Here is an 18,024-nt window from a genome sequence, read left to right as displayed (position 1 = left end):
ATCTGATCTTTGAGGCTATATTTCTGAAAGATCCATGCGGCATGCTGAAGTGATAGGGAAGTGGCAGCCTATGAAGCACTCCTCTGAGGTAAAACATCCCACACGCCGGCGGTTTATACAGCAGTCGGCCTTGCTGGGGTTCGGCCTGTGCAGTTCAGGCCGTTCGCTGTTGACCGGCTGTCAACAGCAGCCCTTCGATCTGGTGGTCTGCAATGGCTTGATCTATGACGGCAGCGGCAGCGAGCCCTGCCCGGGTGATGTCGGGATTCGCGGCGAGCGTATCGTTGCAATCGGCAAGCTGGACGCCTCCCGTGCGCTGCAAATCGTCGATGCCGGGGGGCACGCAGTCACTCCGGGCTTTATCGATGTCCATACCCATTCCGACCTCTCCCTGCTGGTCGATCCACGCGGGGAGAGCAAGATCAGACAGGGAGTGACCCTTGAGATCGGCGGCAACTGCGGAGAATCGGTCTTCCCAATCGCCGGGAAGGAGGGGGAGCTGGCGAAAGAAGAGTGGTGCCGGGAGTATGCAGTAGAGGCAAGTTGGCGGGACTTGGCCGGTTTTTTTGCGGCCCTGGAGAAAAGGGGGATCGGCCTTAATTATGCCACCCTGGCCGGCCATGGCGCGATTCGCACAGCTGCAATGGGAAGCGCCAATCGGGTGCCTGATGCGGCCGAAATGCGCTCGATGAAAACCCTGCTCGAGTCTGCTCTTGAACAGGGTGCCCTGGGCCTATCCACCGGACTCGAATATACACCTGGCAGTTTCGCCCGGACCGACGAGATCATCGCCTTGTGCAAGATGGTCACTCGGCGCGGCGGCCTCTATGCGACCCATATGCGCAATGAGGATCTCACGATCGAAGCGGCCCTGGCTGAGGCGTTGACCATCGGGCGCGAATCGGGCGTCCGCGTTCAGATCTCCCACCTCAAAGCCTGTCAGCAGCGAAACTGGCACAAAACCGCCGGGCTGCTCGAGGCCATTGCTGAAGCACGCCGGCAAGGGCTTCATGTCCATGCCGACCGCTACCCCTACACCGCTTATGCCACCTCCCTGAACATGCTCTTCCCGCTCTGGGCGCGCGAGGGCGGCCATGCCGCATTCGTCGCCCGCCTCAAGGAGCCGGCGACATTTGCGAAAATGGCCCCCTTCGTCCGCGACAAGATCACCGCGACCGGTTCTTGGGCCAGTATTATGATCACCCGGGCTTATTTTTCAGGCCGCCGCGAATTACAGGGGCGGACGGTGGAGGAACTGGCCGCCGCTGCAAAACTGGATCCCCTGGAGTTCACGCGCCGCCTCCTCATCGAGGAAGAGGGGCAGGTGGGCATGTGCGGTTTCAGTATGAGCGAGGAAGATACCCGGAAGACCTTCGCCGCCCCCTTCACCATGGTTGGTTCGGATGGCAATGCAATCTCGCCCACCGGCCTGCTCGGCCAGGGGACGCCCCATCCGCGCTATTATGGTACTTTCCCGCGCTACCTCGGGCGCTATATCCGCGAAGCCCGGGTTTTGCCGCTGGCCGAGGCTGTTCATCGAATCACCGGCATGCCGGCAGACAAGTTCGGCATCCGCGAGCGTGGCATGCTTAAAAAGGGCTATTTTGCTGATCTGGTCGTTTTCGATCCCGCCACCATCATCGATCAGGCGACCTTCGCCGGTCCGCATCAGTTCCCCATAGGCATCGATCTGGTCCTCGTCAACGGCCAGATCGTGGTTTCCAGCGGGCAGCACACCGGCAAGTTGCCCGGTCGGATAATCCGCCGTGTCTGATCCTTCTCCCGGTCAGGAGTACCGGATCCATTTCATCAACTCCGGCAAATTCGGCTTTTTGCCATACATGAGAATGCCGACACGGAAGATGCGGCCGGTCAGCCGGATCAGCCCGGCGATGGTGACGATCATGATCACGATGCTCAACAAGACCTGCCACAAGGGCGCGGCGCCCACCGAGAGCCGCAAGAACATCAGCAAGGGAGTGAAGAAGGGGATAAGGGAGAGGATCACTGCGGCTGTACTGTTGGGATTGTTGAGAACATAGAACATAAAAATAAATCCGAGGATAATCAGAAAGGTCACCGGCCACTGCAAACTCTGGGCGTCCGCCTCATCATTGACCATACTCCCCAGGGTGGCATATAAGGTGGCGTAGATGAAATAGCCGAGAATGAAGAAAAGGAAAAAGAAGAGATAGACCGATGCCGAGATGGTCGGAATCGCCAGTTTTTCTGTTCCCGGGGATATGAGGGTCATCATTATCGCGCCGTAAGTGGAAACCAGGGCGATGACGATCGCCCAGATCAGGAACTGCAGCAGACCGGCGCCGCCGATACCGATGATCTTACCCGCCATAATCTGGTCCGCCCGCGTTGAGGAGAGCACCACCTCCATCACGCGCGAATTTTTATCCTCGTAGACCCCGCGCATGACGAACTGTCCATAAAAGAGCAAAGCCATATAGAGAATGAACATCATCACATAACTGACGCCGAAGGCCATCTCGCTGCTCTCCTGTCTGGATCCGGCCTCACTCACCTTGAAGGTCGAGAGTTCCACACCGCGCGTCAGCTTGCGCACCAGCTCCTGGTCGATGCCGCTCTGCTGCAGGCGCAGGTCCGAGATCACCCGCGAAAGCGAACGTTCCAGGGCGTTGTTGAACTCCATATTACTGATGTTCTTGGCGTGCAATTCGAAACGGTTGGAATTGAAGAGGTCTTCAGGGAGGATAATAAGCCCGTGGATCTTTTCCTCGCGGATGCGGCGGCCGTAGCGGGCCTGTACCGCCTGTAGACTCTCCGGGGACGCTTGGATGCGCTCAAAGGAATAGAGCGGCGTTTTATGGGCATCCTGATAGGTGGTGTCCATGTAGGCGATGAAGGCCGGGGCGATACGACCGGTGAGGTCCATAAGGGCGAGCGTCTTCTTCTCCTTGGCTCCCATCGACTGGACGGCGATCTGAACACCCATGATCACGAAGACCAGCACAGGCAGGGCCAGGGTGCCGATGATGAATCCTTTGGTTTTCACCCGACTGAGGAATTCGCGTTTGATCAGAACCCAGGTTTTATTCATTTTCGTCTCCTGACGTAGTGCTGCCTTTGACCACATTGATAAAGATTTCATGGAGCGAGGGTTCGGTTATATCAAAACTGCGTACCGTGACCTCTTGTACCGCCCGCGACAATATTGCCTGAGGGTTGACATTATCCGCCGGAAGGATTTCAACATATTGGCTGTAATCGTCAAACCGGCTTACCAGAGAGTCGTCCTGCAGAAAATGCGGTTCACCATCATAGCTCATCCGGCAGCGGTTTTTGCCGAAACGAGCCTTGACCTCCACGAGCCGGCCCTGTAAAACACTCTGGCCGTGATGGATAAGACACAGGGCATCGCAAAGCTTTTCGGCGTGCTCCATCATGTGTGTGGACAGTACAATCGAACTGCCGTTTTTCACCAGTTCGAGCATGACGTCCTTGATCAGCGCGGTGTTCACCGGATCAAGCCCGCTGAAGGGTTCGTCGAGAAAGAGCAGTCGGGGCTGGTGGAGAACAGTGGTGATGAATTGCACCTTCTGCTGCATGCCTTTGGAAAGTTCTTCGATCTTTTTGTTGCGCCACTCCGCCAGCTCAAGCCGCTCCAGCCAGTGATTGGCAAGAGGGAGGGCCGCGCTGTAGGACATCCCTTTGAGCTCAGCGAAAAAGGTCAGTATATCGATAACCACCATCCTCTTGAAGAGTCCGCGTTCTTCGGGTAAAAAGCCCACTTGATCCGGTATCTCCCGGGCGCTGGATTTACCCAGTAGCTCGATCCGGCCCGAATCGGGCATCAGAATTCCGAGCAGCATGCGGATCGTCGTAGTCTTGCCGGCTCCATTCGGCCCGATCAGCCCATAGATCTCCCCCGGCTGGATCTGCAGCGAAAGATGGCGGACCGCCTGAACCGATTCGAAGCTCTTGGAAACATCGGACACCGTAACGGTAAAATCCACATGCGCCTCCTTCTTTCGCATACCGTCATTTGATGTTTAAAATGCATTCGGGACTGGATTAGATTATTGCTCTGTATACGATGCAGATTCGATCTTGTTTCCGACCGCTTCCCTGGATCAATCAGGTCTCCCGCTAAATCCATTGTTTTTTTCAATTGTATTTCCTAACTTTTTACGTCATTCGCCCTAAACTGTTAAATGCGGGAGGATTTTAATGCGCTGGATTGGAAGATCTGAAAGCGGTAACGTCGAGGACCGCCGCGGCACGACCACGCGGCGTGTCATGGGCGGCGGTATCGGCACCTTGATCATCGTCTTGTTGGTTTGGCTGCTGGGTGGTGACCCCATGCAGTTTCTGCGCGAAAACGAGGGCGGGGTTACCACTTCCTCTGTGCAGTCGGAGCCGCGTTCGGTGGAAGAGGAGCAGCTGGCCAGTTACACCAAGGTGGTTCTCAAGGATACCGAGGATGTCTGGTCCACCCTGTTCAAGCAGGCTGGAAGCCAGTACCGCATGCCGACCCTAGTGCTCTATTCGGGTCAGGTTCAGTCCGCTTGCGGATATGGCAGCGGCGCCAGTGGCCCGTTTTACTGCCCCGGAGATGAAAAACTCTACCTCGACCTCTCGTTTTGCAATGAACTGAAAAATCAGCTCGATGCCCCCGGCGACTTTGCCATTGCCTACGTCATCGCCCACGAGGTCGGCCATCATGTGCAAAACCTGTTGGGCATCACCGACAAGATCTCCGCTCTTCAGGGACGAGTCAGCGAGGAGGAATATAACCGCTACTCCGTCCGCCTAGAGCTTCAGGCCGATTTTTTCGCCGGAGTCTGGGCCCACTATGAACAGAAACTCAACAACGTCCTCGAACCGGGCGATCTGGATGAGGCGATCAACGCCGCAGCAGCGGTTGGCGACGACCGCCTCCAGCGTATGACCCAGGGCTATGTAGTCCCCGATGCTTTCACCCATGGCACTTCCGCACAGCGGCAGCGCTGGTTTAAAAAAGGGTGGGACACCGGTGACATCAGGCAGGGTGATACCTTTTCAGCTTCATCTCTTTGATCGGGAGCCGCGTATCGGCCTCTCGCCGTATAATAACTCGGGAGTTGTCTCATGAAAGACCTCGTAAATGGATTGATCATGATTGCCTTTCTTAGCACGGCCGCTGTAACAGGAGCACTCGAATGGCCTGCCCTGCTGGGCGATCATATGGTGCTTCAGCAGAAACAACCGGTTGCTCTCTGGGGCAAGGCTGCGCCGGGAGAACAGATCACCCTAAATGCGAGCTGGGGAGCCAAAGCCGCGGCAGTGGCCGGCACGGACGGCGTGTGGCGGGCCAGGCTGCAGACACCATCAGCTGGCGGCCCCTATTCCCTGACGGCCTCCACCGCTTCCGGCAGCAAGACCTTCAAGGACATTCTGATCGGCGAGGTTTGGCTTTGCTCGGGCCAGTCCAATATGGAGATGCCGCTGGCCGGCTGGCCGCCCGGCGACCCCATCGCCAATTCTGAGGCTGAAATCGCAGCGGCCGATAATCCCCAGATCCGCCTCTTTACAGTTGATAAAGCCACCTCCGCAACACCGCTCAGTGACTGCCGCGGCGAGTGGCAGGTCTGCTCCCCCGCTACCGCCGCATCTTTCAGCGCCACCGCCTACTTTTTCGGACGGACCCTGCAGAAAGAATTGAATACCCCGATCGGCCTGATTCACTCCAGTTGGGGCGGCACACCCGCCGAAGCTTGGACCAGCGCTGAATGCCTCAAGACCATGCCCGAGTACGCCCGCGTTCTGGACCAGATCACGGAGAGCCAGGCTGCGATGAAGGCGCGGCAGCAATGGCTTGAAGGCCACCCGGCTTTTTCAGTGACCGACAAACCGGCAAGTGACCGTTTCATCGGCCTCGATTTCGGAGATGATATCTGCTGCGCCGTCGGTCTTGACGATGCCAAATGGGGCCGAATGACGCTGCCTGTCGCCTGGGAGAACACCGAGATGGGCCAGTTCGATGGTGTGGTCTGGTTCCGCAAAACCGTCGAGGTGCCGGCAGACTGGGTGGGCCGGAACCTGGTCGTCGAACTGGGCCCGATCGATGATATGGATGTGGCCTGGTTCAACGGCGAACGCATCGGTGGTATGGAACAACCCGGCCTGTGGCAGGCTAAGCGTATCTACAAGGTCGCATCAGAACTCGTGAGACCTGGACGCAACCTGATCGCGGTCCGCGTCATCGACACCCAGGGCGGTGGCGGCCTATATGGTGGGGCCGATCAGCTCAAGCTCTATCCCGAAGATAATCCGGAAGGTTCGCTCTCCCTAGCGGGCGAGTGGCGCTTCCTCCCGGTGGCCGAATACCAGAACAGCCGGTTTTACCAGCTGAAGGTGGCTGAAGCCGACTTTTTCTCGCGACCTAAAGTGACGGTTGAAATCTCAGCCAACACCCCCACCTTTCTCTATAATGCGATGATCGCTCCACTGGTGCCCTATACCATTCGCGGCGCCATCTGGTATCAGGGTGAATCCAATGCCGGCCGGCCCCGCGAATATCGCACCCTCTTCCCGCTGATGATTGACTGCTGGCGGCAGCAGTGGGGCGGCAAGCCGTTTCCCTTCTATTTCGTCCAGATTGCCCCTTATGATTATGGCGTGGCTACACGGTCCCAGGAACTGCGCGAAGCGCAGATGCTGACCCTGCGTCATCCCAGGACCGGCATGGCGGTCACCCTTGACATTGCGGCTCCGAGCATCCATCCCCCCAACAAGCAGGAGGTAGGCAAACGCCTCGCCCTCTGGGCGCTGGCGAAGGATTATGGCCGCAAGCTGGTTTGCTCCGGACCGATCTACAAAAAGATGGCGGTGAAAGGAAACAAAATCATCCTCTCCTTTGATTATACCGGAAGCGGTCTGAAAGCGGGCAGCGCGGGGCTCACCGGTTTTGAAATCGCTGGTGCGGATCAGCATTTCGTCCCTGCGCAGGCGACCCTTTCCGGAAAGCGGGTTGTCGTCTCTTCACCGCAAGTGTCCCGGCCGGTTGCTGTCCGTTATGCCTGGAGCAATTTGGCCACTGCCTCACTTTTTAACCTCGAGAATCTGCCGGCTTCCTCGTTCAGGACGGACGACTGGAAGTAATCTTGCACGCAGCTACGCCCGCCTGCCATTCCGGCAGGCGGGGCTATCTTGCTACCGATCATCCAGCGTTGCTCCTGAAGGGCATGCTGCTACGACCATCTTTTTACCTTTTACGGGAAATTCGTTTTCGTATGAAGAGCCAGCCCGCCTTTTTTCTGACCATAATGTTCCTGGTAGTGCTGTCCCGGCCTGGTCTTGCCCAGGAGGCTATGAAGCGCAGCTACTCAACCCAGGCCCTTGCTACGGCGCCTCCGGTCATCGATGGCCGCCTGGACGATCCGTGCTGGCGGGAAGGCAGCTGGTTTGATGACTACGTACAGTATATGCCGGTCGAGGGCGGTAAACCCAGCCAGCGCACGGCCTTGAAAATCCTCTACGATGCCAGTAATCTTTATGTAGCCATTCGGGCCTTCGACAGCGAGCCGGACAGGATCGATCGCCGCGCCGGGCGACGCGATGATCAGAGCGCCGGTGACGTAGTCGGGCTTTGCTTCGACAGCTATCTCAGCCACCTCAGCGGGTTCGAATTCGATCTCACCGCCGCTGGTACTCAGGTCGATCTTATTCTGATGAATCACAACCAGTGGGATTTCAGCTGGAATGCGGTCTGGGAGGGCAAAACCGCACTGGAAGATTCCGCCTGGACCGCCGAAATGCGCATCCCCTTCAGCCAATTGCGATATACTCACAAGGACGAGCAAGTCTGGGGGCTGCATGCCTGGCGCTGGATCAACCGCCTCGAAGAGGAGGACCAGTTCACGCTCATCCGCCGCAATGGGCCGGGGCATCTCTATGATATGGGCTATTTGCGCGGCCTCAAGGGCCTGCCGAAGAGCCGGCAAATTGAATTCCTACCTTACAGCTATATGCGGTTGCAGACCTTCGCTGCGGATGATCTTCCGGCTTCCGGGAAAAATCGCGATTGGAACCGCAGCGCCGGCCTTGACGGCAAGATCGGGATCAAGAGCAATTTTACCGTCGACTACACCCTTAATCCCGATTTCGGCCAGGTTGAGGCGGACCCTTCCGAACTCAATCTCTCCGCTTTTGAACTTTTTTACAGCGAAAAGCGCCCCTTTTTCCTCGAAAACCGAATCCTGTTCGATTTTCAATTGGGCGAGGAATCCCTCTTCTATTCGCGGCGCATCGGGCACGCCCCCACCTTCGAGCCGCCGGTCGCGGAGGGTGCCCATTTGGACAAGCCGGGAATGACCACCATTCTTGCCGCAGCCAAGTTGACCGGAAAAGACCGTAACGGGCTGTCGGTCGGCCTCATCGAAGGCCTCACTCAAAAGGAGCATGCGACCTTAACCCGTGCTGACGGTGAACATTCGCGCATCACCGTGGAACCCCTGAGCAATTACCTGGTGGGGCGGCTACTCAAGGAGATGAACGAAGGCAACACGGTGGCCGGTGCGATGCTGACCGCTGTTCATCGTCAGATCGGCGAGCGCAACCTGCTTTTCATGAATCGCAGCGCCTTCACGGGCGGCATGGATTTCAGCCACTATCTGGCTCGAAAGAAGTACCAGATTGAGTTTAAAGTGATCGGCAGTCAGGTGAGCGGCGATGTCGTCGCCTTGCAGCGGCTGCAAAACGCCTCGGCGCGCTATTTCCAACGTCCCGATGCCGCGCATCTCAATTTTGATTCCACTCGGACGACGCTTGCTGGGTACGGCGGCGAACTCCAGTTCAAGAAGAGTAGTTATGGCCACTGGCGCTACGGTACTGGTCTCGCTTGGAAATCGCCGGCCCTCGAACTCAACGACCTGGGTTACTTGCGATCAGCCGACGAGATCGGTGGAGAGATCGAAGTCGCGTGGGTGGAGAGCGCTCCGGGACGCTTCTTCAGCCGTTATGAGGTGGAAATGGGGATGGGACAGAGGTGGGATTTTGGCTGGACACCGCTCGCACTCGACGGAGATCTCGACGTCTCGTTCACTTTGAATAACCGCTACAGCCTCTGGGGTGGAGTTGAACGCTCAGGCCGTTCCCTGGACACTCGCCTGCTGCGCGGCGGGCCGGCGTTGCACGTGCAGGGGTATTGGGGTGCCAATGGTGGCATCTCGACCGATCCGGGCCGCAGGTTACGGGGATCCCTCCACTACTATACACACCGTTTTGATGATGGTCGTTCCGCCAACACCGGCATCACCCCTGGCCTCAGCTGCAAGATCACCGAGGCGATCCAGTTCACCGCGGAAATGGGCGTCTCGCACGAGAAGGAGATGCTCCATTTCATGGGCGCGCCGCTTTGGCAGGGACGGCCGCGGTATTTACTGGCCGCGCTTGACCGCAGGACCGCGGAAATGACCCTGCGACTGGATTACGCCCTTTCACCGGCCCTGACCATCCAGTATTATGGCAGCCCCTATATCTCCTTTGGCGGTTATCAGTCCTACCGCAGGGTGGCCGATCCGGCGGCGGCCGCGGTCGACCGGATGGCGCCGCGGCTTGCGCCCGGAGAATGGCACAGCAACCGTGCGGCAGGGACAATCGAGATCGATGAAAACCGCGACGGGATTGTGGACTATAATCTCGAACAACCCGATTTTAATTTCCGCGAGTTCCGCTCCAATCTGGTGCTTCGCTGGGAGATACGCCCCGGATCGGCTCTGTACCTGGTCTGGAGCCACGATCGCAGTTCGTACCAGAGTATCGGGCGTCGGGATTGGACCTATAACTGGAACCGTTTGCTGGCGACGTCCGGCGGCAATCTTTTTCTGGCCAAACTGAGCTACTGGTTCGCGATCTGAGGGCGCGCCGACCCGATCGTGCCCGCGCTCACCCAATAAACTCGCGCCCACCCGGCCGCGTTCTGGCAACGGCTGCTCTTTTTCTCTTGACATTCATCGTAAAATTCTGTATTCTTAAATCGGTTCAAAAAAAATTGAACTGATGGCTTCCAGGCAGTGTGAATACTCTTGGTCCATTATTAAGGAATCAACCCCATGGCAAAAACGTATTTCCCCGAAATCACCCAGCCTATCCCCTTCGAGGGCAAGCATTCAAAAAATCCCCTGGCATTCAAATACTATAACAAGGAGCAGATGGTCGCGGGCAAGAGCATGGCCGAACATCTGCGTTTCTCCGTGGCCTATTGGCACACCATGATGGCAGATGGCACAGACATGTTTGGCGGATCGAGTTATGATCGGCTCTGGCGCACCGCAGCTGATCCCATGGATCGCGCCAGGGAGACCATGGATGCGGCCTTTGAGTTTTTCACCAAACTCGGTGTTGACTATTACTGCTTTCATGACCGTGACATCGCGCCGGCCGGCGAGACCTTCGCGGCGTCGTGCCGCAACCTGAAGAGCATAGTCGAGCACGCCAAAGCCCTGCAGAAGCAGACCGGCGTGAAACTGCTCTGGGGAACCGCCAATCTCTTTGGCCATCGCATTTTCACCGCCGGGGCCTCGACCAATCCTGACGCCCACGTCTTCGCCCTGGCCGCCGCCCAGGTCAAGAATGCCCTGGATGCCACACTTGCACTCGGAGGCGAAAATTATGTCTTTTGGGGCGGCCGCGAAGGCTATGAATCTCTGCTCAATACAGACCTGAAGCATGAGCAGGAGCAGCTGGCGCGTTTCTTGCATATGGCGGTCGACTATGCCAAAGAGATCGGCTTCAAGGGGCAGTTTCTCATTGAGCCCAAACCCTGCGAACCCACTAAACATCAGTACGATACCGATACCGCAACCACCCTCGCCTTCCTTCGCCAGTATGGGCTCATCGACCATTTCAAGATCAATGTCGAAGCCAACCATGCCACGCTGGCCGGGCATACCTTTGAGCATGAACTCGCCACCGCCTCCATCGCGGGGAAACTGGGCAGTGTGGATGCCAACCGCGGTGACCTTCTCCTCGGCTGGGACACCGACCAATTCCCAACCGACCTCTATAGCACCACGCTGGCGATGCTGGTCATCCTCAAACAGAACGGTCTCGGCAGCGGCGGCCTTAATTTCGATGCCCATGTGCGCCGCAGCTCGATCGACCCCGTCGACCTCTTTCACGCCCACATCGGCGGCATGGATGCCTTCGCACGCGGCCTGCTGATCGCGGATAAGATTATTCAGGACAAAGTGCTGAGTGACTTTGTCGAAGCACGCTACGCCAGCTGGCATTCAGGGATTGGCGCCCGGATCATGTTGGGCCAGGTGGGATTTGCAGAATTGGAAAAATACATTCTTGAACAGGGCATGCCGGTGATGAAGAGCGGCCGCCTCGAGATGCTGGAAAATATCCTCAACGATTATATCTGATCAGCCACCTGAATCCAAAACGCAATGGGTGAGCTATGGTCCAGTCTCTTCTAGACGGCTGTGAATCCGTTTATTAGTTTGCAATGCTTTATTTATTTTTTTTCTTGATCTTTGCAGGGGGAATGGTTATTTTGCCGGGAATATTCAAGGCATGTCGGGCCGTGTCGTTCAAGTGGACCACTGTGAAGAGTGCGATGGCATGTGAAAGAGCATGAGTAACTCACTGCAATGGGCTTTGAGTGCGCGATTGGAGGAACCCTTATGAGAACATTGCTTGCGGCAGTACTTTTGGTTTGCATGATGGCCACCCTCCTTCTGGCCCAAAATCAAAACACCGTCACATTTAATTTCGATTATGCCTTTAGGACCAAGGGCGAGCCGGTCATCCCAAGCAAACTGGGTGTGGGTGTCGACGTCACCGCCAAGATTGCCACGACCTTTCCGGCCGTGATGATCGCGGTAGGGGGGCGGTACCTCTATTTCCCGGAAAGCAACAAGCCCGGCGCGTCGGGAAATTTCACCCTGAAATCCTATGACCTGGTTACGCCTTTCCTGGGCTTGCATCTCGGTAAGTCGCGCGGGCCCTACTTGATGGTTGTAGAGACCGGTGACTTTACAAACTCGAAAACCCGTTTCGGCATGGACGCCGGGGTAGGCTATCTGGTCCCGAATGACCAGGGCAGGATGAAAGTGGATTTTTCTTTGAAGTATTGCCTCGTCAACCTGATGGGGAAGGAGGAGGGAGAATCCGTCCGCAGCTATCTCCTCTTCGGCATGGGTTTCGCTTTCTGAGTTTTCCTCGTTAAAAATGTTTGCACCTGTCCCTATTCCAGCAAGGGCGGATCGATTGATCCGCCCTTCTCTTTTTCAGGTCCGCAGCAAGTCCCGGAGGGCAAACCGGCCTGGACCCAGCTCGGCGCGGGGTGCGCCTATTTGAGTAGGGTCTTCCTACGGGTCGCGCTATACTTTCCCGTCTTCAGCGTATCGTAATAGCTCGTGGTTTTAAGCGAGGCGGCATCGAATGCAACCTCATGATGCCCCGCCGTCAGTCTGGCATGGACCAGGGTGGTCACCACCTGGCCGAGGAGATCGTAGACCTTGAGACCGGCATTCGCAGTGCCGCGATGCGATCGAGGCTGCCCTTCAGGGTTGTAACGTTGTAAGCATACTGGTAGGCGGCGCGGGTTTCGCTGCGGAATACGAAGAGGCTGGGTGATGAAGGGGGAGGAGGCCTGCGCCCACCAGCCAGAGAACGACCAGGAGCAAAATACTCAGATGCGGCGAAGGGTGCTGCAGAGAAATCGTATGATGCGGCATGGGAGAGACCCTTCTATCAAACTGGTCGGTTGTTCTATCGTGCCGCCGGCCAGGCGCCGGTATACTGGATTTTCAGTTGCGGCGACCGCATCGCCCTGAGAATCGCCGCGGGCGGCTGAATTCCGGATGCCGAACCCGGGAATGCGGGGTCCGGTTCAAAGCGGCGCAGTTCCCGGCTTCTGAAGAGCGGACCGTCCCACTGCTCGAACTCGAGGCTGCCGGTAGCAAATCCGGGCCAGGCCGCTTTCATCTCATCCAGAGAAAAAAAGCGGTCCTGGCACTGGGCATTGCCGGCCGGACTCCACAGGACCAGCGGGGTAGCGCCTTCGGGATTCTCCTGGACGAAGACATTGTGGCTCATCTGCCTCAGCATCGGCTTGCCCAGACGTGCGCACAGATCAGCCGGCTGCCAGACAAAGAGCAGGGGGCGAGGCCAGCCGGCGGTCGAGGTGAAAAGATTATTGACGAGGATATGGCCATCTCTCTGGTCGACATCTGGCCCCGTGCTGGGGTGCCAGCCGAAATGGTCACCCTGGGCGCTGCGTCCGTTGCGGCCGATGCAGGCCGTGCTGTTGACGAAGGTGTTGTTGTATATCTGGACATCGCGACTATTGAGCACCATCAGGCCGTGGTCGCAATTGATAAAAAGGTTGCCGGCGCAGATCGCGCCTTTGGAAATCTCGAAAAAGAAGCCGTTGTCGCTTGGCCAGAGCTGGTCGGTGCGTATTGAACCGCCGGAATGGCCGACACCTTCAACCCAGTTGTTGACAAACACGCCATCCACATTACCAACATCATACCAGATGCCATTCGACCAGGGGAGTTCGGTGACCAGATTGTCGCGGCAGACAACGCGATAACACTGGTTGAAGATCTTAACAGCGGCGGGGTAATAGCCGGTAATCATTTCGATGTTATTACGGGTGAAGATATTCTTTTCAAGGAGAACATCATTCGAAGCGATGATGTAGACTCCTTCCGTGCTGGTGTCACTCACCCGGCAGCGCCGCAGGGTCAAATGGTCGCCGCGTAAATAGCCGGCCACCCGCGAGCAGAAGGAAATCGTGCAATCCTCCAGGGTGGTGCCGGTGACCATCTTGCCATGGTTGGTCTCAGGTGACAAGCCCTCCGGTTCTGTGCCTTCGATTTCGAGGGCGCGATAGGCATACTGGGTGAAGGTGATCCCCCGCAGGGTGTAGCCCTTGCCATCCGACGGGACGCCGTTGATCCCGGCGGTGGTCCGTAACAGGGCGCAGTCCCAGGCGGTGATTTCGATGAGATGTTTCGCGGGATTGGCGCAGATATAGACTGTCTGGTTGTCATAATCGATATAATAGTGGTTATCGTCGACCTCTCCCTCCCAGCTTGCCGCCTGGAGAAACCGGCCGTCCACAAAGACCATATCATTGTTGAACCGCCAGAGTGGCGTGGATTTACCTTCACGGTTACGGCGCCACCAGTCTGCAGGCCTGGCAGGAAAGAGCTGGGTCCATTTCGTGGTCCAGAGGCCATTACCAAGATCTTGCCAATCGGTCGCGATCCTTGTGCCCTTGAGGATCGGCACTTCGTCCGCGTAGGGTTGGAGGAGTATCCCCTGATTAGTCTTGAGGCCGCCCGTGCGGTAGGTACCGCCACGGAGGATGATCGCATCCCCGGTGCGGGCGGCAGCGATCGCCTCCTCCAGGCGCATGGGCACGGTCAAGGATGTCCCCTTCTGCCCGGCCGGGGCCTCCGGCGCGACAAAAAAGATCCGGCCAGATGTGGCCGGCAGGGCATAGTTTTGTCGGATCGGCCCATAAGGCCCGCCGGTGGGCTGGGAAGCGGCGGCCGAAAAACAGCCCCAGATGGTCAGAATCAACGCTGAATGCCATAGCCTTTTCATTTCCGTTCTCCTCTTCGAGCACTTTTTTTTACGGCGTCAAGGCGTTACTAGCGGAGCACAGTCATCCGTCTGGTAAGAACCAGCGATCCAGCCACAAGCTGATAAAAATAGGTTCCAGAATCCAGTCTGTCAGCGCTGATCTGAACGCTGTGCGGTCCGGCGGCGAGCTGAGCATCTACCGGTCGCTGGACTTCGCGGCCTAGCAAATCAAATATCCGCAGTTGGACGTGCGCGACCGCGGGAAGGATGAAATCGACGCGCGTCGAAGGATTGAAGGGATTGGGATAGTTCTGATGGAGCGCGAACTGCTCCGCAGATCCGCTTTCGCTCCATTCGATCGCACTTATGTTCCAAATCAATCCCTTTTCAGCCTTCTGCAGTGAAGTGAAGGCGGCCTTGAGGCTGTCCGCCGCGGCAAGAGAGGCCGAGTAGTTCATGGACTGGGCTGTCTGCGCCGTATTGCGCGCTGCCGTGAAAGCCGCCCAGGTTGGCTCGGTATAGTCGCTGGCCAGTAGCAGCCCGGTCACAGCGAGCAGAGAATCGAGTGCATTATACCAAGTACCCACCTCTGCGACCGCGTAAAAGGCTGGCTTGCACTGGTTTTTCACGTCCCAGAGCGAGCTGGACTGGTTGGTTTTGAAGGTGTACTGGTCGTTGAGGCCGTCCTTGGAGACGCTGATGATCTTGCCGCGGCCGGAGAAATAACTACGCTCGACAAAACATTTAAAAAGCTGTCCGTACTGGCAGGCCTGGGTCTGAAGCATCCTCGCTGTGGGTGTAGCGCTGCCGGTGGTGACGTCCAGTTCGGTGATGGCCATTTCGGTGCAGATCGGATAGAATTTGTCATAACTGGCGATCCACTGCTCGGCGGTCGGGGAGGTATTGCTGTCATGCTCTTGCATGCCGATGCCATCCAGCCACCCGGACTGGAAAATGGGCGTGCATATCCGGACAATCCCATCGGCCTTGGCAGGGAGATGGGTATTATAATCGTTGTAATAGAGTTTGATCTGGCTTTCGCCCAGTGTGAGTGTGTGCTTGCGTGTCAGCTCAAAGGCTTTCAGAATGTAGCGGTTATCGCCAAAGGTCAGATACCATTCACTGTCGGTTCGGTCCAAACCGGCGTCGGTTACCGCCTCATTGACGACATCCAGTGCGCTGAGCAGACCCGGCCAGCTGTTATGAATCAGACGAAGAACGCCGCCGATATAATGGTCCATCCGCTCGGTCATCTTCTCCTTGGAGAGACGTGCTCCGCTGCTGGTGTAGCCGGAGCGGAACAATTCGGCCGGCGTCTGTGAATGCCATATCAGGGTATGGCCGCGAAAGGTGAATCCCTGCCGTTGCGCCCAATCCAACTGGGCAAGGAGGTCGGCGTTGAAACGGATGACTGGATGGGTATCGATGGAATCTTTTTGAGCCGCCGTTGCGGCCTGGTACGCCGCCGCACTGGCTGCAATATCCACGGTATACATAGGTTTCATGTTGTTGCCAGGCGACATGCTGTTCATGTGATAACGGATGAGGTTGCCGCCATTGGGGGCGATGACCGCCGATTGCCCCGGGAGCTGAGGATCACTGGTAAAACCGACATGGCGGTAGGAGAGCAAACAGCCGATATAAAAATCATGGGCATAGACCGTTTTGAGCGCTGGGACATCGGTCTGGATGGCATCCGATTGGGCAAGCAGAAAATTCGCTGTTCCGGAAAGCAAACCGATAACCGCCAGGCTGAAGCAGTGGGTGCGGACGCAAGAGTTCATTTTAAGATCCCTGTTGAGTCGATGCTCCTGAAAAAACAGCCTGCCCGGGATTCCCGGACAGGCCGTTTTCGATCAGTGTGTTATTGGAAGCGATATGCTCTGCAAGACCCCGCGATGAAAAACAGCGTGGTCATTTCAGGAGCATCAGCTTCTTGGTGCTTGTGAACTCGCCTGCCGTCAGCTTGTAGAAGTAGATGCCGGAGGGGAGGTTAACGGCATTGAAGTTGATCTTGTGAACGCCCGCATTGAGCGTGCCATTGACCAATTCTGCAACCGCCTTGCCCAATGCATCGTAAACCACCAGTTTGACCTGGCAGTTCTTTGGCAGAGAGAGTTCCATGGTGGTCGTTGGATTGAAGGGGTTCGGGTAGTTCTGGCCGAGTGCAAACTCGTCCGGAATCACCGCAGTGACCCGCGGCATTTCCACCGCGACCACCCAATCCGGCAGTTCGATAGGAGCACCCAGGTCGATCTGAACCTCTTCGAGCTTCATCGAGGTGGCTGTGGCAGACTTGAGCGCGAAATCGAGTGCGTTGAACTTGGTGGTGACGTTGGGGGCGTGGAAATCGATCGTCTTCGCGGCCCAGGCATAGGTATTGTCGCTCTTGATCAGCTTGACGCGGATCTCTTGCGTGCCATTGCCCAGCGGCTGGACTGAGATTGCAAAATCATAGGTCCCGGCACCGCCCACAGCGGTTGCAGGATTCTGCAGGACGCTGCCGAGGACGTAGTTGTTGGCCCCGCTGGTTTTGTGCCAGAAATCGTTGACGACCGCTCCATAGCTGCCTTTCTGGCTGATCCCACTCCAGTCGGTCACAGCGTTGGTGCCGCTTACGGGGATGAAGAGATAGCCGTTATGCTTGGGATCAGCACCGGACCAGCGTGTGGAATCGGGATTTTTGTTGATAATACTGCCGGAAGCAGTTGCATCCATCAGACCGAACCGCAGACTGCCCGCCGATTCAAAGCCGCCACCCTCAAGCGTGAGCTTACCGGTGATCTTGAGGGCTTTATCGGTCTTGGGCGTTACCGGGGTATCGAAGGCGCCCTCGATGGCGGTCCAGGAAGCCGATGGGGCAGTGCCGGAGATGGTCACATCACCATCAAACTCGCCGGGGGTGTATTTCCAGCCGCCTATATATCCACCGATGAATCCCCAGTTGGAGACGTAATAGGGTTCCCAGGGCGCTTCGGGGACGGTGATGGGCTCGCCCATATCGACCTGGACGGCCATGAGGTTGACCTGCGTGGCTTCGAGATCGTTATTGAAGCCGAAGCAGATGCCGTTGAACTTGGTGGTGACGCCGGAGGTGTCGATGACCGTGCCGCCGAACCAGTACTTGTTGTTCTGCTCGACCAGGTACCAGCGGACTTCATTGTCGCCGTTGGGCAGGGGCTGGACCGAGATGGCCCAGTTATAGAGGCCGGCCTCCATGATGGCGTTGGTCGGAGCCTGCTTGATCGAAGCCAGGGCCGGACCGCCGTTGGAGTTGGTGCTGTTCCAGTTGCCGTTTTTGATGATGCCCATGGTGCCGACGCCCCAGGCGCCGTTGGCGATGGTGCCGGTGCCGGTGCGCGGGCAGAACTCATAGCCATAGTGCTTTTTGGTGCTGACCCAGAGGGCCGAATCGGTATACTGCGAGCTGAGCGTGGCGCTGTCGAGATAGGTCAGGGCATA

General features: G+C 57.3%; 11 protein-coding genes. 6 read left to right on the top strand and 5 right to left on the bottom strand.

Going from position 1 to position 18,024, the window contains the following annotated elements:
- Positions 1-70: 70 nt before the first annotated feature.
- On the top strand, positions 71-1,774 hold the full coding sequence (locus PLH32_14030; protein HQJ65727.1) for a D-aminoacylase: 1,704 nt from the start codon (positions 71-73) through the stop codon (positions 1,772-1,774).
- A gap of 12 nt (positions 1,775-1,786) precedes the next feature.
- On the opposite strand, the gene PLH32_14025 is transcribed toward PLH32_14030, so the two are convergent.
- Positions 1,787-3,073 carry an ABC transporter permease gene (locus PLH32_14025; GenBank protein ID HQJ65726.1) on the bottom strand — a complete coding sequence of 429 codons (1,287 nt, stop codon included), beginning with the start codon at positions 3,071-3,073 and terminating at the stop codon, positions 1,787-1,789.
- Complete coding sequence (locus PLH32_14020; GenBank protein ID HQJ65725.1) at positions 3,066-3,989, bottom strand: ATP-binding cassette domain-containing protein; 924 nt, start codon at positions 3,987-3,989, stop codon at positions 3,066-3,068. The genes PLH32_14025 and PLH32_14020 overlap by 8 nt, the downstream gene beginning before the upstream one ends.
- Positions 3,990-4,203: 214 nt before the next feature.
- Here PLH32_14020 and PLH32_14015 point away from each other — a divergent pair, with 214 nt between their 5' ends.
- From PLH32_14015 to PLH32_13995, 5 genes are all read left to right on the top strand, one after another.
- Positions 4,204-5,052 (top strand): neutral zinc metallopeptidase, encoded by an 849-nt coding sequence (locus PLH32_14015; GenBank protein ID HQJ65724.1) that lies wholly within the window; start codon positions 4,204-4,206, stop codon positions 5,050-5,052.
- Between the two features lie 51 nt (positions 5,053-5,103).
- A complete protein-coding gene (locus PLH32_14010) occupies positions 5,104-7,116 on the top strand; it encodes a sialate O-acetylesterase (protein ID HQJ65723.1) in 2,013 nt (670 codons plus the stop codon).
- 209 nt (positions 7,117-7,325) lie between these two features.
- Complete coding sequence (locus PLH32_14005) at positions 7,326-9,872, top strand: DUF5916 domain-containing protein (GenBank protein ID HQJ65722.1); 2,547 nt, start codon at positions 7,326-7,328, stop codon at positions 9,870-9,872.
- 195 nt (positions 9,873-10,067) lie between these two features.
- Positions 10,068-11,384: a xylose isomerase gene (xylA, locus tag PLH32_14000; protein HQJ65721.1), complete on the top strand. Its 1,317-nt coding sequence runs from the start codon at positions 10,068-10,070 to the stop codon at positions 11,382-11,384.
- 261 nt (positions 11,385-11,645) lie between these two features.
- Positions 11,646-12,176 carry a hypothetical protein gene (locus tag PLH32_13995; protein HQJ65720.1) on the top strand — a complete coding sequence of 177 codons (531 nt, stop codon included), beginning with the start codon at positions 11,646-11,648 and terminating at the stop codon, positions 12,174-12,176.
- 559 nt (positions 12,177-12,735) lie between these two features.
- Here PLH32_13995 and PLH32_13990 read toward each other — a convergent pair.
- From PLH32_13990 to PLH32_13980, 3 genes are all read right to left on the bottom strand, one after another.
- Positions 12,736-14,583, bottom strand: coding sequence for a right-handed parallel beta-helix repeat-containing protein (locus tag PLH32_13990; protein ID HQJ65719.1), 1,848 nt, complete (start codon positions 14,581-14,583; stop codon positions 12,736-12,738).
- 47 nt (positions 14,584-14,630) lie between these two features.
- The gene (locus PLH32_13985; protein HQJ65718.1) at positions 14,631-16,346 is read right to left on the bottom strand and encodes an endo-1,4-beta-xylanase; all 1,716 of its coding nucleotides are present in this window, start codon (positions 16,344-16,346) and stop codon (positions 14,631-14,633) included.
- A 130-nt stretch (positions 16,347-16,476) separates the two neighbouring features.
- Positions 16,477-18,024 (bottom strand): T9SS type A sorting domain-containing protein (locus PLH32_13980; protein ID HQJ65717.1); only part of this gene is annotated, 1,548 nt, incomplete at its 5' end.

This window comes from bacterium, from assembly GCA_035419245.1.
In the GTDB taxonomy this organism is placed as follows: domain Bacteria; phylum Zhuqueibacterota; class Zhuqueibacteria; order Residuimicrobiales; family Residuimicrobiaceae; genus JAKPUX01.
Note: the sequence above shows the minus strand (reverse complement) of the source record. Positions and strands in the feature narration are given on the sequence as shown.

Bases quoted from the DNA above. Each gene is read 5' to 3' on its own strand.
- PLH32_14030 (HQJ65727.1), top strand. From the start codon at position 71: ATGAAGCACTCCTCTGAGGTAAAACATCCCACACGCCGGCGGTTTATA.
- PLH32_14025 (HQJ65726.1), bottom strand. From the start codon at position 3,073: ATGAATAAAACCTGGGTTCTGATCAAACGCGAATTCCTCAGTCGGGTG.
- PLH32_14015 (HQJ65724.1), top strand. From the start codon at position 4,204: ATGCGCTGGATTGGAAGATCTGAAAGCGGTAACGTCGAGGACCGCCGC.
- PLH32_14010 (HQJ65723.1), top strand. From the start codon at position 5,104: ATGAAAGACCTCGTAAATGGATTGATCATGATTGCCTTTCTTAGCACG.
- PLH32_14005 (HQJ65722.1), top strand. From the start codon at position 7,326: ATGAAGCGCAGCTACTCAACCCAGGCCCTTGCTACGGCGCCTCCGGTC.
- xylA (HQJ65721.1), top strand. From the start codon at position 10,068: ATGGCAAAAACGTATTTCCCCGAAATCACCCAGCCTATCCCCTTCGAG.
- PLH32_13995 (HQJ65720.1), top strand. From the start codon at position 11,646: ATGAGAACATTGCTTGCGGCAGTACTTTTGGTTTGCATGATGGCCACC.
- PLH32_13990 (HQJ65719.1), bottom strand. From the start codon at position 14,583: ATGAAAAGGCTATGGCATTCAGCGTTGATTCTGACCATCTGGGGCTGT.
- PLH32_13985 (HQJ65718.1), bottom strand. From the start codon at position 16,346: ATGAACTCTTGCGTCCGCACCCACTGCTTCAGCCTGGCGGTTATCGGT.